General features: G+C 63.5%; 11 protein-coding genes. 5 read left to right on the top strand and 6 right to left on the bottom strand.

Features of this window, described 5'->3' with window-relative positions; genetic code table 11:
- Window positions 1–266 precede the first annotated feature (266 nt).
- From glnT to ACHPFG_RS18985, 5 genes are all read left to right on the top strand, one after another.
- Window positions 267–1,601, top strand: coding sequence for a type III glutamate--ammonia ligase (gene glnT / locus ACHPFG_RS19005; RefSeq protein WP_431700130.1), 1,335 nt, complete (start codon window positions 267–269; stop codon window positions 1,599–1,601).
- 22 nt (window positions 1,602–1,623) lie between these two features.
- The gene (locus ACHPFG_RS19000) at window positions 1,624–2,529 is read left to right on the top strand and encodes a class II glutamine amidotransferase (RefSeq protein ID WP_431700129.1); all 906 of its coding nucleotides are present in this window, start codon (window positions 1,624–1,626) and stop codon (window positions 2,527–2,529) included.
- A gap of 11 nt (window positions 2,530–2,540) precedes the next feature.
- Window positions 2,541–3,215 (top strand): protein glxC, encoded by a 675-nt coding sequence (locus tag ACHPFG_RS18995; protein ID WP_027603580.1) that lies wholly within the window; start codon window positions 2,541–2,543, stop codon window positions 3,213–3,215.
- Window positions 3,216–3,229: 14 nt separating this feature from the next.
- Window positions 3,230–4,558, top strand: a complete 1,329-nt coding sequence (locus ACHPFG_RS18990; RefSeq protein ID WP_078732729.1) for an FMN-binding glutamate synthase family protein — start codon at window positions 3,230–3,232, stop codon at window positions 4,556–4,558.
- A 205-nt stretch (window positions 4,559–4,763) separates the two neighbouring features.
- Window positions 4,764–6,089 (top strand): ammonium transporter, encoded by a 1,326-nt coding sequence (locus tag ACHPFG_RS18985; protein ID WP_167654911.1) that lies wholly within the window; start codon window positions 4,764–4,766, stop codon window positions 6,087–6,089.
- 486 nt (window positions 6,090–6,575) lie between these two features.
- On the opposite strand, the gene folD is transcribed toward ACHPFG_RS18985, so the two are convergent.
- From folD to ACHPFG_RS18955, 6 genes are all read right to left on the bottom strand, one after another.
- Window positions 6,576–7,568, bottom strand: a complete 993-nt coding sequence (folD, locus tag ACHPFG_RS18980; protein WP_431700128.1) for a bifunctional methylenetetrahydrofolate dehydrogenase/methenyltetrahydrofolate cyclohydrolase FolD — start codon at window positions 7,566–7,568, stop codon at window positions 6,576–6,578.
- 16 nt (window positions 7,569–7,584) lie between these two features.
- The gene (locus ACHPFG_RS18975; RefSeq protein ID WP_145338780.1) at window positions 7,585–9,264 is read right to left on the bottom strand and encodes an APC family permease; all 1,680 of its coding nucleotides are present in this window, start codon (window positions 9,262–9,264) and stop codon (window positions 7,585–7,587) included.
- A gap of 74 nt (window positions 9,265–9,338) precedes the next feature.
- Window positions 9,339–11,648: a DUF1989 domain-containing protein gene (locus tag ACHPFG_RS18970; RefSeq protein ID WP_431700127.1), complete on the bottom strand. Its 2,310-nt coding sequence runs from the start codon at window positions 11,646–11,648 to the stop codon at window positions 9,339–9,341.
- A 2-nt stretch (window positions 11,649–11,650) separates the two neighbouring features.
- Window positions 11,651–13,018 (bottom strand): NAD(P)-binding domain-containing protein, encoded by a 1,368-nt coding sequence (locus ACHPFG_RS18965; RefSeq protein ID WP_131698776.1) that lies wholly within the window; start codon window positions 13,016–13,018, stop codon window positions 11,651–11,653.
- Window positions 13,019–13,038: 20 nt separating this feature from the next.
- Window positions 13,039–13,905, bottom strand: a complete 867-nt coding sequence (purU, locus tag ACHPFG_RS18960) for a formyltetrahydrofolate deformylase (RefSeq protein ID WP_431700126.1) — start codon at window positions 13,903–13,905, stop codon at window positions 13,039–13,041.
- 30 nt (window positions 13,906–13,935) lie between these two features.
- Window positions 13,936–15,066, bottom strand: coding sequence for an aminomethyltransferase family protein (locus ACHPFG_RS18955; RefSeq protein ID WP_092488268.1), 1,131 nt, complete (start codon window positions 15,064–15,066; stop codon window positions 13,936–13,938).
- Window positions 15,067–15,073: the final 7 nt, after the last annotated feature.

The following is a 15,073-nucleotide window of genomic DNA, read 5'->3' as shown; positions in this document are numbered from 1 at the left end:
ACGGTTTCCGTTCAGTAATATTATTTTCGCACTGGGAAAGTGCAAGGTCTGGCGCTTGAAGGCCACCCCGCTGTGCGTATTCCTGCGGGGAAAAGAATTTTCCCATATATACAGCACAAAAGCGCAGCGCCACCCACTTCGATGTGTCGATCGCGATTCTGGCAAGGGTATTGCATTCCTGTAGGGAAACTAACTTTCTTTTTAGGAATAAAAAGACAGCCTAGGCCCACCCACACGGTTTTGCCTTTCGCGAGGAGTGACACGCAATGTTGCCAGCAGAAACCCAGCGCCTCATCGACAAGCACGGGATCAAGTACGTGCTTGCGCAGTTTGTGGATATACACGGTGCGGCCAAGACCAAGTCGGTGCCCATCTGCGGGCTCAAGACCGTGGCCGAAGAGGGCGCGGGGTTTGCCGGGTTTGCCATCAGTGGCATGGGTATGGAGCCCCACGGCCCGGACTTCATGGCGCGTGGCGATCTGTCGACCTTGACCCCGGTACCCTGGCAGCCAGGTTATGGCCGCGTGGTGTGCGTCGGGCATGTCGACGGCAAGCCTCATCCCTACGACAGCCGCTACGTGTTGCAGCAACAAGTGCAGCGCCTGCAGGACAAGGGCTGGACGCTGAACACCGGCCTGGAGCCCGAGTTCAACCTGATGCGCCGCGACGAGCAGGGCAAGTTGCAATTGGTAGACCCCAGCGACAACCTCGACAAGCCTTGCTACGACTACAAGGGCCTGTCGCGTTCGCGGGTGTTTCTCGAACGCCTGACCGAAGCCTTGCAGGCGGTGGATTTCGAGGTCTATCAAATCGACCACGAGGACGCCAACGGCCAGTTCGAGATCAATTACACCTACAGCGACGCCTTGACCTCCGCCGACCGTTTCACCTTCTTCCGCATGGCCGCCGGCGAGATCGCCAATGACCTGGGCATGATCTGCTCCTTCATGCCCAAGCCCGACCCGAAACGCGCCGGCAATGGCATGCACTTTCACCTGTCGATCAGCAGCGCCGAGAACAAAAACCTGTTCCATGACGCCAGCGACCCGAGTGGCATGGGCCTGTCGAAACTCGCCTATCACTTCGCCGCCGGCTTGCTCGCCCATGGCCCGGCGCTGTGTGCGTTCGCCGCGCCCACGGTCAACTCCTACAAGCGCCTGGTGGTCGGCAACTCGTTGTCCGGCGCCACCTGGGCCCCTGCTTTTATTGCGTTTGGCGCCAACAACCGCTCGGCCATGGTGCGCGTGCCGTATGGCCGCCTGGAGTTCCGCCTGCCGGATGCCGGCTGCAACCCCTATCTGGTCAGCGCCGCGATCATCGCCGCGGGCCTGGACGGTATCGATCGCCAGCTGGAAATCGACCACGTCTGCAACGAAAACCTCTACAGCCTGAGCCTCGAGCAGATCGCCGAGCGCGGCATCAAGACCCTGCCGCAATCCCTCAAGGAAGCCTGCGACGCGCTGGAAGCCGACGCGCTGTTCGGCGAAATGCTCGGCCCGCAGATCGTGGGCGAGTTCATCAAGCTCAAGCGCATGGAGTGGGTGGAGTACAGCCGCCATGTGAGCGACTGGGAAGTCCAGCGCTATACCGAATTTTTCTGACACCGTGTGACGGAGACTTGTTATGTGTGGAATCGTAGGCCTGTACCTGAAGAATCCGCAGCTGGAACCCCAGCTCGGCAAGCTGTTTGAACCCATGCTGCAAGCCATGACCGACCGTGGCCCGGACAGCGCCGGTTTCGCCATCTACGGCGATGAAGTCGCCGATGGCTGGGTCAAGCTGACCCTGCAAGCCACCACCGAAGCCTTCGATTGGAAAGGCTTGATGGGCGAGCTGGAAGGGCGCCTCGGCTGTTCCCTGGACTGGTTCCAGAACGCCAGCGCCGCCGTATTGAAGATCCACGCCGACGAAGCTCCGGTGCGTCTGGCCCTGACCGAACTGGCGCCGAGCGTGCGCATCATGAGCGCCGGGCAGAGCATCGAGATCCTCAAGGGCATGGGCCTGCCCCAGGAAATTTCCCAGCGCTTCGGCCTGGCAAACATGCAGGGCAGCCACATCATCGGCCACACCCGCATGGCCACGGAAAGCGCGGTGACCATGGAGGGCAGTCACCCGTTTTCCACCGGCGCCGACCTGTGCCTGGTGCACAACGGCTCGCTGTCCAACCACTTCCGCCTGCGCCAGGAACTCAAGCGCGAAGGCATCCACTTCGAAACCGACAACGACACCGAAGTCGCCGCCGGCTACCTGACCTGGCGCCTGCAACAGGGCGACTCGCTCAAAGAGGCGCTGGACCATTCCCTGGAAGACCTCGACGGTTTCTTCACCTTCGCCATCGGCACGCGCAACGGTTTTGCGGTGATCCGCGACCCGATTGCGTGCAAGCCGGCGATCCTCGCCGAGACCGACGACTACGTCGCCATGGCCTCCGAGTACCAGGCGCTGTCGAGCCTGCCGGGCATCGAGAACGCGCGGATCTGGGAGCCGGCACCGGCCACGTTGTACATCTGGGAACGCCAGTCAGCTTAAGGAGCGCACACATGAAAACCATCGATCTTTCCACCGCCACCGTGCGTGACCTCAACCAGGCGCTGCACGCCCAGGCCATCGACAACGAGTGGCGCGTGACCCATTCCAACGGCAAGCACAACCTTGCGGTGGGGGTGAACCAGGCCGTGTCCATCGATATCGAGGGCCACGCCGGCTACTACTGCGCGGGCATGAACCAGCAGGCCTCGATCACCGTGCACGGCAATGTCGGCGTGGGCTGCGCCGAGAACATGATGTCCGGCTCGGTGCGCGTCAAAGGCAGCGCGTCCCAGGCGGCCGGGGCCACGGCCCATGGCGGTTTGCTGGTGATCGAGGGCGATGCGGGCGCACGCTGCGGGATTTCCATGAAGGGCATCGACATCGTCGTCGGCGGCAGCATCGGCCATATGAGCTGCTTCATGGGCCAGGCCGGGCGCCTGGTGGTGTGCGGCGACGCAGGCGATGCGCTGGGCGATTCGCTCTACGAAACCCACATCTACGTGAAAGGCACGGTGGAGTCCCTGGGCTCGGACTGCGTCGAAAAAGAGATGCGCAGCGAGCACCTGCAAGAGTTGCAGGAGCTGCTCGACCGCGCCGGTTTCGCCCACCAGGCGGCGGATTTCAAGCGCTACGGCTCGGCCCGTCAACTCTACAACTTCAAAGTCGATAACGCCTCCGCGTACTGATCAGGAGCTCCACCATGACTGAACAAACCCCTCCGGTCCTGCGCGAGTCGGCCACCTTCGACCGCCTGACCATCCAGGAAATCCAGCGTGCCGCCGAAACCGGCATCTACGACATTCGCGGTGGCGGCACCAAGCGCAAGCTGCCGCACTTCGATGACTTGCTGCTGCTCGGCGCCAGCGTGTCGCGCTACCCGCTGGAAGGCTATCGCGAGAAGTGCGGCACCGATGTGATCCTCGGCAACCGCTTCGCCAAGAAGCCGATCCACCTGAAGATCCCGGTGACCATCGCCGGTATGAGTTTCGGTGCGTTGTCGGCCAACGCCAAGGAAGCCCTGGGCCGTGGCGCGACCATCGCCGGCACCAGCACCACCACCGGTGACGGCGGCATGACCCCGGAAGAGCGCGGCCAGTCCCAGCACCTGGTGTATCAGTACCTGCCGTCGCGCTATGGCATGAACCCGGATGATTTGCGCAAGGCCGATGCCATCGAGATCGTCCTCGGCCAGGGCGCCAAGCCCGGCGGTGGCGGCATGTTGCTCGGCATGAAAGTCACCGAGCGTGTGGCCGGCATGCGCACCTTGCCGATCGGCGTGGACCAGCGCAGCGCCTGTCGCCACCCGGACTGGACCGGCCCGGATGACCTGGCGATCAAGATTGCCGAGCTGCGCGAAATCACCGATTGGGAAAAACCGATCTACGTGAAAATCGGCGCGAGCCGGCCGTATTACGACGTGAAGCTGGCGGTCAAGGCCGGTGCCGATGTGATCGTGCTCGACGGCATGCAAGGCGGGACTGCCGCGACCCAGGAAGTGTTTATCGAGCATGTGGGCATCCCGATTTTGTCGGCCATCCCGCAAGCGGTACAGGCTTTGCAAGAGATGGGCATGCACCGCAAGGTCCAGTTGATCGTGTCGGGCGGGATTCGCAATGGCGCCGATGTGGCCAAGGCCATGGCGATGGGCGCGGATGCGGTCGCCATCGGCACGGCGGCGCTGATTGCCCTGGGCGATAACCACCCACGGCTGGACGCGGAACTGAAAAAGATCGGCTCGGCCGCCGGCTTCTACGACGACTGGCAGAACGGCCGCGACCCGGCCGGTATCACCACGCAAGACCCGGAGCTGTCCAAGCGCCTCGACCCGGTGGAAGGCGGGCGGCGGTTGGCCAACTACCTGCGGGTGATGGTGCTGGAGGCGCAGACCATGGCCCGTGCGTGCGGCAAATCGCACCTGCACAACCTCGACCCCGAGGACCTGGTGGCGCTGACAGTGGAATCGGCCGCCATGGCGCGGGTGCCGCTGGCGGGGACCAGTTGGGTGCCGGGTTCGGGTAGCGGTTACTGAGGCGGGAGAAGAACCTGTGGCGAGGGAGCTTGCTCCCGTTCGACAGCGCAGCTGGAGCCGGCTTTTTAGGGCTGCTTCGCACCCCAGCGGGAGCAAGCTCCCTCGCCACAATAGATAGGTAAATCAAGGAGCCCGCCTAGAGGCTCTCCAAACAACAACTGCTCGCTGCCCGACACTTCCCATTTCTTTTGCAGGAGCTTTGAACATGGTCAATCGTCTTCTCGGCAAATCCCTCTTCGGTTTATTGGTGGCCAGTGCCTTTGCACCCTTGGCCCAGGCCGCCGACGCCCCCACCTTGAACACCGGCAGCACCGCCTGGATGGTCACCGCCGCCGTGCTGGTGCTGTTCATGTGCTTGCCGGGGCTTGCGTTGTTCTACGGCGGCCTGGTCCGTGCGAAAAATATGCTCTCGTTGTTCACCCAGTGCTTCGGCATTGCCGGGTTGGTGGGCGTGCTGTGGGTGATCTACGGCTACAGCATGGTGGTCGACACCACCGGCATGGTCGAAGGGCAGGTGACCTTCAACAGTTTTGTCGGCGGCCTGAGCCGCGCCTTTCTGGCGGGCATGACCCCGGAAAGCCTGGTGGGGGATATTCCGGAAGGGGTGTTCGTGACCTTCCAGATGACCTTCGCCATCATCACCCCGGCGCTGATCGCCGGCGCCTTTGCCGAACGCATGAAATTCTCGGCGGCGCTGCTGTTCATGGCCCTCTGGTTCACCCTGGTCTATGCCCCGGTGGCGCATATGGTCTGGGGCGGTTCGGGGGCCTTGATGCATAACTGGGGCGTGCTCGATTTTGCCGGCGGCACCGCCGTGCACATCAATGCCGGTGTGGCTGCGCTCGCTGCGTGCCTGATCCTCGGCAAGCGCAAGGGCTACCAGAACACGCCGATGCCGGCGCATAACCTCAGCCTGACCATGGCCGGCGCGGCGATGCTCTGGGTCGGCTGGTTCGGCTTCAATATCGGCTCCGGTGGCGGCCTCAGCGGCACCTCGGGCATCGTCATGCTCAACACTCAGTTGGGCGCCTGCGCCGGGATTCTGGGCTGGATGTTCACCGAGTGGTTCAAGGTCGGCAAGCCCAGTGCCCTCGGCCTGGCCAGCGGCGCGTTGGCCGGTCTGGTGGGGATCACCCCGGCGTGTGCCTACGTGGGCGTCGGTGGTGCGCTGGCCATCGGCTTGCTGTGCGGGGTGTTCTGTTATTTGAGCGTGACGGTGTTGAAGCGCCGCTTCGGCTACGACGACAGCCTCGACGTGTTCGGCCTGCACGGCATTGGTGGGATGATCGGCGCGGTGTTGACCGGTGTGTTCTGTGTACCGTCCATGGGTGGCCTGGTGGAAGGTGTGACCATGGGCGCTCAGGTAGTTGCCCAGCTCAAGGGCGTGCTGCTGACCACGGTGTACTGCTTTGTGATCAGTTGGATCATCCTCAAGGTGGTCAATGCCCTGGTTGGCTTGCGTGCCCATGAGTCGGTGGAGGAGATGGGGTTGGACCTGGCCGAGCATAATGAGCGGGCCTACAACCACTGATCATTCCCCCTGAGTAAACGCAGCTCAAAATGTGGGAGGGGCGGTGCGACGATTCGACTTGCTCCCGATGGCGGCCTTTGGGCCGACCATTTGTTGGAGTTGGAATGAGTACATATCCGTTGCTGCGGTAACGGCCACTTAGGGTTCCGCTCTTACAGCGGGTCACTTTTGGAAAAGAGCCCCAAAAGTAACCAAAAGGGCTCTTGCCCCACCACTCGGCACCTCGCCCAGGCTCGGTGTGCCCGTAATCCGACAGTGATTCGGGGGGCCGCCGCCACGCGCCATCCATGGCGCGGGGCGGCTAAACCGGCATCCCTGCCGGTTTACCCCCCAAATCACTATCGGATTCCGGCCAGCGTGGTTAACGGGGCGCCTGAGATCAAGATCTACAGCAAGATCAAGATCAAGATCTACAGCAAGATCAAGAGCGGCTCGCTTCGCATCGTGGTTACCGTTGTGGATACCTCGCCGACAGCGGTCTGTCAGTCAGCTTGGTTGTAGCTGAGCTACGGCCATCGGGGGCAAGTCCCCTCCCGCATTTGCCTTGCTGCGTTGCAGCTGGCTCGCCACCAGGGTGTTCTTCAGCAAGTAGGCAATCGTCATCGGTCCCACACCGCCGGGCACCGGCGTGATTGCGCTGGCAACGGTGCGTGCGCTGGCGTAATCCACATCCCCCACCAACCGTGTGCCGGTCTCGGTGGTGATGCGGTTGATCCCCACATCGATGACCACTGCGCCGGGCTTGAGCCAACTGGCGTCGATCAACTGCGGCCGGCCTACGGCGGCGACGACGATGTCGGCCAAACGGCACAGCGCCGGTGCATCGATGCTGCGCGAGTGCACCACGCTGACCGAGCAGTTGGCCTGCAGCAGCAGGGTTGCCATGGGTTTGCCGACAATGTTCGAACGCCCGATCACCACCGCGTGCAAGCCGCTCAAGTCGCCGCAGGTTTCGTGCAGCAGGCGCATGCAGCCGCTGGGTGTGCAGGGTGTGAGCACTTCGATGCCTTGCACCAGGCCGCCGACGTTTTCGCGGTGGAAGCCATCGACATCCTTGATCGGGTCGATCGCATGGATCACCGCCGCTTCGTCGATATGCGCCGGCAGCGGCAACTGCACCAGGATGCCGTTGACCGACGTGTCGGCATTCAACTGGGCAAGCAGGTCGAGCACCTGCGTCTGGCTGGCATCCTCCGGCAGCCGGTATTCCAGGGAGCGAATCCCGACTTCCTTGGCCCGCAGCAGTTTATTGCGCACGTAGACGTGGCTGGCCGGGTCATCGCCCACCAGCAATACCGCCAGGGCCGGGTAGATTTGCTGCGAGGCAAGCAGCAGGACCTCTTCGCGAACCTCGTCGAGCACCTGGGCAGAGATGGCCTTGCCGTCGATATCGCGGGCAAGCGTGGGGAGAGAGCTGGTCAAAAGCGTCACCGTTGTCTGGGGAAATAAGACGCTGAGGGATAGGAATCCCTCAGCCATAGGCAGGCCAGAAGGCTCAGGCTACCAGTTGATGGCAGGCATACACCACCAGCACACCGGCGACCAGCGTGGCATAGGGCAGCCAGCCGGCGCGGCGTTGGCCGTCATCGGCCTGGATATACAGGTCAGTGAGCATGGCGGCGGGGAAGCGGCCCTTGTCCTGCACATAGTGGCGGTAGCAGAACACCGGCAGGATCAGCAGCGCCAACAGCAAGCCGGTGACCAGCGTGCCTGCGCCCCAGATGTCCGCGCCCAGGCCCATGCAGGCCAGGTTGACGAAACTCAGCACGCCGCCGGCCGCCAGCAGCACGGTGGGGGCTTTGTACGGGCGCACCCAGTCGGGGCGGTCCAGGCGGTGGATCCAGCCGGCATTGAGGTTGAGGAAGTTGAAGATGATGTAGCTGACGTTGGACGCCGCAAGCACGAACACGTAGTCCGACATCAGCAACAGCAGCAGGTTGAACGACAGGTCGGTCCACATCGCCGCCGTCGGCGCGCCATGTTCGTTGGTGCGCCCCAGGTACTTGGGCAGCCAGCCATCCACCGAAGCCTGATACAGGGTGCGCGACGAACCGGACATCGAGGTCATGATCGCCAGCAACGTCGCCAGCACCAGCATGATCAATACGATATTGGCCACCACCTTGCCGCCGCCGATGCTGTCGGCCAGCACCTGGCCAACGCCCATGCCGCTGTAGATCGCCGGCGAGAGCAGGCCGCTGTACACCGCGGGCGTCACGGTTGCGCCACTGGCGTCGAGCACCGCCGGCGTCACCAGTTGGCCCAGCCCGAGGCTGCCTTGAAATGCCAGCGGCACCAGGGTGAATACCAGGATGCACAGCAGGCCGGCGTAGAAGATCGCCTTGAAGGTGTCGCGCTTGGGGTCCTTGAACTCACGGGTGTAGCACACCGCCGTTTCAAAGCCGTAGGTGGACCACGCCGCCATGAACAGCCCACCGGCCATCAGTGACCAGCCGGATATATCCCACGGTCCATCGATGACTTGACCGGCCGCGTCATGGGCCAGGGGGTACAGCGGCAGGAAGTTGGCCTGGGTCGCATCCCCGGTGAACAACGGCACCACGCCCACCAGCAGCAGCGGAATCAACGAGGTGACGCCGAGCACCAGGGTCAGGCGCGCCGACCGCAGGATGCCGCCGTGCTGCACGGCAAACACCGTGAGCAAAATCAACAAACCTATGGCGAACGTCGCGTTGATGCGCAACGACAGACCGCTTTTCACCCAGCCCAGGTCCAGCAGGGTCAGTTGCCAGGTGTTGATCAGCGCATCGGCGGGAAACAGCGCCGTGAGGATATACCCCGCCGCGAGCCCCGAACCGATGGACAGCACCGGCGACCAGGCCAGCCAGTTGCACCACACCGACACCGGTGCGATCAGCTTGCTGTAGCGCACCCAGGCCACCGCGCCGTACACCGAGGCGCCGCCGGATTTGTGCGGGAACAGCCCGGCGATCTCGGCGTAGGTGAAGGCCTGGATAAACCCGAACAGGATCGACACGATCCACACGATCCACGCCGGTTTGCCCACCGTGGCGGCGATCGCACCGATGGAGAACAACACCAGCGCGGGCACACCACTGGCGACCCAGAATGCCCCGCGCCAATCGATCTTGCGGTGCAGGCTGCCCACCGAGCCGGCAGCCTGCGGTACAGCCTCGAACGTCGTCGCTTCCATCTTCGTATTCCCATGTCTGAATAGCGGTTAGGTTGGGGCAGTCAAAATGGGGTGGCACACACGTTTCGGGACGATCAGCTACGCACCCGGCTTTTGTCCGGGTCGTAGAAAATCGCTGCGCTGACCGTGGCGCTGATGCGCTTCTGCAGGCCATCGACTTTGCCAATCTCAAGTTCAGTGCCGGGCTCGGCGCAGCTCACGTCGACCCGGCACAGCGCGATATTGCTGGCCAGCAGCGGTGAGCGGCAGGCACTGGTGATCACCCCGACCTGGGCCCGGCCCTGGTACACCGGGTCGCCATGGTGGGCGGTCTCGTTGCCGCTCAGGTGCAGGCCGACCAGCTTGTGGCTGGGATGGGCGCTGCGCCGCAGCAGGGCGTCGCGACCGATAAAGTCATCGGTCTTGCTCTTGAGCGGCACGCTGAAACCGATACCGGCCTCGAACGGATCGGTCTGGTCGCTGAACTCGTAGCCGGCGAAAATCAGCCCGGCTTCGATGCGCAGCAGGTCCAGGGCTTCCAGGCCCAGGGGCACCAGGCCCAAGGGTTGGCCGAGTTGCCAGATGCGGTCCCAGACCCGTTCGGCGTCTTCGGGCTGACACCACACCTCAAAGCCCAGTTCGCCGGTGTAGCCGGTGCGCGAAATCATCAACGGGCAGCCGTCGAAACCGTCCAGCCGACCGACCAGGAAGCGAAACCAGCCGAGGGTTTCCACACTCGGTTGCGTGGGCGGAGTCCAGACCATCTGCTTGAGCAGCTCGCGGCTCAGCGGCCCCTGTACCGCCAGGTTGTGAATCTGTTCGCTGGCGGACTTGACCCACACCTTCATGCCCAGTTTCTGTGCCTGCTCGCGCAACCACACGCCGGCGTAGTCTTCGCCGCAGATCCAGCGGAAGTTGTCCGGGCCCAGGCGCAGCAGGGTGCCGTCGTCGAGCATGCCGCCGTGGGCATGGCACATCGCCGAATACACCACCTGGCCCACCGCGAGGCGCCGTACGTCGCGGGTCAGGCAGTACTGCAACAGGGCTTCGGCGTCGGGGCCGATGATTTCGAATTTGCGCAGGGCGGTCAGGTCCATCACCGCCACCCGTTCGCGGCAACCGAGGTATTCCTCGGTGACGCCGTAACCGTCGTAGCGCAGCGGCAGCCACCAGTTGCGGTAGTCGGTGAAGCTGCCGGTGAGGGCGCGGGTACGTGAGTGAAACGCGGACTCACGGGTGAGGATCGGGTCGGCATCCGCCGTGGTTCGAGTGCTCATGGCGATGGAAAAACGCTCCTTCTCGCTGTAGATGCGGACATGGATGTCGGTCGGGTTCCAGCCATTGGCCGGGTCAATGTCATCCGGGCACGAGGTACTGCCACACAGCAGGTCGGTCATGGCCCGCAGCAGCACGTAATCGCCGGGCCGTGACCAGGGTTCATCCAGGGTCATCTGCTGGTGCGCATCGATACCGGTGTTGAAGAAGAAATTGATCGCCGGCCAGCCGTTGCGCGCCTTCACGCCATGGGGGGCGAGGACGCGGCTGAGGTTGTCGCTGCAGTTGTCGTGCCCGAAATAGCCATGGGTTTCGTAGTAGCGCGCCGCGCAGGCCAGGGCGAATGAATCGTGGCGCCCGACGGTGTCTTGCACCACCTCCAGCATCGGTTGCATATGGCGGTCGAAAAACTTCGAGAACAGCCCCGGTGCCGGGTAGGCGCTGCCGTTCAGGGTGCGCGTGACGGTCTGGTCCAGGTCCAGCTCGACGCCGCGATCCAGGGCTCGCCGGTCGAGGGCGACGAAGTCCGAACACTGGCGGCCTGCGACGTCCAGCACCTGGATGTACTGTCCTTTGGCGACGGTGTAGCTGTGGGCCGTGCCCGCGCGCAGGGTGAATTCGTCGAGTACATCGCCCAGCGGCTCGGGCAGGGCCGGTACCAGCAGCGGCGAGGGGTTGGCCCGCGTCACCCGCAGGCGCAGCTCGCTGGGCCGGTATTGCCGGTCGACGGCGGTGGCCTCGGCGGGGGCGGCGACGATTACCAGCAGCGCGTCCTCGGCGACAAACTGTCGGCTGTGGCCGGGCGGGCTGTCGGTATCCCACAGCGAGGCAGCCAGCGGCAATGCCTGTGTGTCGATACCGCGCCGCTGGAGCGCCTGGCCGATACGCCCAGGCACGCTGCACGCCGTTGACCCGCTCAGGCCCCAGCTCGCCAGGGCGCTGCGGCCGCCGGCGTCGAGGGCCAGCAGTGCGCAGGTTTGCCGGCCTTCGACGTCGATCACTTGCAGGCCGTCGCCAGGCTGCAAGTCAACCAGGGTCACGCCGCCGACGGCCACGCGGTAGCGTTCCAGGTTCGGCGCGCGGGCAAACAGCCCGGGCTCTCGGGGATGGGAAACACGCGGTGCATTCATCATCAGCCGACCGACTTGATGGGGGTCGCGGGCTCGCCCAGGTACGCCGCCATCGAGTCATCCAGGGCCTGCAACCACGGCGTGTGGTGCGGCGGTGACTGAGTGCCGGTCATCAGCGAGCGATAGGACTTGTCGCGATAGCCCATGATGTTTTCCGCCTTGTCGTGCTTCCAGTGCAGAAAGGTTTCGTTGACGGCGGCGATGTCGAAATTCGGGTAGTCGGTGGCGTCCACCAGTTGCTGGATATAGGCGCCCTGGTACTCGAACATCTGCTGATTGGTTTCCAGGGTCTGTTCCCGTGCGTGCCACGCTTGGCTGTCGGCGACCATGTCGGCGTGGCCGGGCAGTTGAATGCGCCCGAGGATCACATCGCGGGCATACCAGGCCTGGGCGTCGAACATGTTGAAGGAGTACCACTGGTCCTGCATGCCGAGGTAGATCAGGCGTGGGTTGGGTTCCCAGAACACGCCCTTGTAGAGGTTCATCGGCCACAGGCGGTTGTCGGTCTTGAGGCTCAGTTCATCGGGCAGGAACGGGAAGTGGTGCTTGTAGCCGGTGCACAGGATCACCGCGTCGATGTGCTTGCTGCTGCCATCGATAAAGTACGCGCGGTTGTTTTCCAGGCGCTGGAGCAGCGGTTTTTCTTCCCAGTTATCCGGCCAGGCATAGCCCATGGGCGCGCTGCGGTAGCAACTGGTGATGCTGCGCGCGCCGTATTTGTAGCATTGCGAGCCGATGTCCTCGGCCGAATAGCTGCTGCCGACGATCAGCAGGTCTTTGTCCTTGAACTCCAGCGCCTCGCGAAAATCGTGGGCATGCAGGATACGCCCGGCGAACTGTTCGAAGCCTTCGAAGTACGGCACCTTGGGCGTGGAAAAGTGGCCGCAGGCGTTGATCACGTAGTCGAATTCCTCGCAGGTCAAGGTGTCGCTGGTGTAGTCGTGGGCGTAGAGGGTGAAGCGCTGGCTCTGTTCGTCGAAGGTGACTTGGCGCACCACATTGTTGAAGCGGATGTAGTCGCGCACGCCGGCCTTTTCCACGCGGCCCTTGATGTAGTCCCACAGCACTTCGCGCGGCGGGTAGGAGGCGATGGGCCGGCCGAAATGCTCTTCGAAGGTGTAGTCGGCGAACTCCAGGCATTCCTTGGGACCGTTGGACCACAGGTAGCGGTACATGCTGCCGTGCACCGGCTCGCCGTTCTCGTCGAGGCCGGTGCGCCAGGTGTAGTTCCACATGCCGCCCCAGTCCTGCTGTTTTTCGAAGCACACCAGCTCAGGGATGGCGGCGCCTTTGTCGCGGGCCGACTGGAACGCGCGAAGTTGCGCCAGGCCGCATGGGCCGGCACCGATGATTGCTACACGTAGGGTCATGAGCGTGCCTCCTGAAGGTTTCAGCGAAAGATCACTGTCTTGTCCTGGTTGATGAACACCCGGTGTTCCAGGTGGTATTTCAGGGCTTTGGAAAGGGCCACGGTTTCGGTGTCACGGCCGATGGCGACCAGCGAATCGGGCAGGTGGGTATGGTCGACGCGCTGGATTTCCTGCTCGATGATCGGGCCTTCATCCAGGTCGCTGGTGACGTAGTGGGCGGTGGCGCCGATCAGCTTGACGCCACGGTCATAGGCCTGGTGGTAGGGCTTGGCGCCCTTGAAACCGGGCAGGAACGAGTGGTGGATATTGATCGCCCGGCCCGACAGTTGCTGGCACAACCCGTCGGACAGGATCTGCATGTAGCGCGCGAGCACCACCAAGTCGGTCTGGGTGTCTTCGACGATGCGCATCAGCTCGGCTTCCTGGCCGGCCTTGGTGTCCTTGGTGATCGGCAGGTAGATGAAGCGGATGCCTTCGCGTTCGGCCATCGCCCGCAGGTCCAGGTGGTTGGAGACCACGGCGGTGATGTGCATGTCCATCTCGCCCTTGCGGTGACGGTAGAGCAGGTCGGTGAGGCAGTGGTCGAACTTGCTGACCATCAGCAGCACGCGGGTCGGTTGGCGTGAGCTGAACAACTGCCAGTGCATGTCGAAGCCACCGGCGAGGTCGCCGAGGCCTTTGCGCAGGGCGCCGATGTCGCCGCTCACGCCGGTGTTGAAACGGAACACTGCGCGCATGAAAAACTGCCCGGTGAACTCATCGTCGAACTGTGCCAGCTCGCTGATGTAGCACTGCTGTTGGGCCAGGCAAGCGCTGATCGCGGCGACAATCCCGGACGCCGCCGGGCAGGTGATCTTGAGGATGTAATGTTCGCTGGAGGCGTCCATCGAAGGCTCCTGAATTGCGTGAAGGAAGGTTCAGCCCTTGGCCGTGCGCTTGGTTTTTTGCGGGTCGTCGAAGGGCAGGGCGTGGGTGCTGGCGCTGGCCTCAAGGCTGCCGCGAACCTGCAAGGCAATACCGGGTTCGGAACAGGCGACGCTCATGCGCGCGATGGCCATCGAGCGTTTGCTCAGGCGCGAATACATGCCGCAGGTGATCACGCCGACTTGCTGGTTGCCCTGCCACACGGTGTCGCCGGCTTCGGCGGCGCGGACGCCCTCAAGCAGCACACCGGTGATCTTGAAGCGCTCCTGGCCGCGCAGGCGCAGGTGTTCTTCGGCGCCACGAAAGGCGTTCTTGCCAGGTGAAACAGTGAAATCCAGGCCCATTTCCCAGAGGGTGTCGCCGGCCTTCTGGTCGGCGAAGGGGTACATCTGCGAGTTGTCGTAGGGGAAAAACATCAGCGAGCTTTCCACCCGCAACCAGTCCAGGGCGGTGAAGGCGCAGGGGATGATCCCCAGGCTCGCGCCTTGTTCGAGGATGCTGTCCCACAGGAACGGCGCATCGGCGGCCTTGCAGAAAATCTCATAGCCACGTTCTCCGGTGTAGCCGGTGCGCGAGATCATCACCGGGCGGTCGAACAGGCGGGTTTGCAGGTGGTGGAAGTACGCCAGTTGGCGGATGCCGGGCACGTGTTCGGCGAGGAAATCCACCGCCAGCGGGCCTTGCAGCGACAGGTCGTGCAGGTCGTCATCGAACAGCACCGCCACTTGCCGGCCCTGGGCCGAGCGCACGAGCATTTCATGCCCGGTGCCGGCGCCATGCACCACCATGAACGCGTTGGGGCCGGTGCGGTAGACGATGCAGTCATCGACGAACTTGCCGTCCTCATCGAGCATCGAGGCATACACCGATTTGCCGGGGTAGAGCTTGGCGATGTCGCGGGTGGTGGCCCACTGCAACAGGCTCTCGGCGTGGGGGCCCACGTAGTGGACTTTTTTCAGGCCGGACACGTCCATCAGGCCGGCGCGGGTGCGGATCGCCTGGTGGTGGTCGGCGAGGTCACTGCTGTAGGTCCAGGCAGTGCCCATGCCGTTCCAGTCTTCGAGGTGGGAGCCGAGGGCGCGGTGCCGTTCGGCCAATGCAGAAATACGCCATGAGTGGGTCATGTGAGGT

This window comes from Pseudomonas sp. BR20 (assembly GCF_050780135.1).
Taxonomy (GTDB): domain Bacteria; phylum Pseudomonadota; class Gammaproteobacteria; order Pseudomonadales; family Pseudomonadaceae; genus Aquipseudomonas.
The sequence above is the reverse complement of the archived record's forward strand: the minus strand, read 5'-3'. Positions and strand labels throughout refer to the sequence as shown.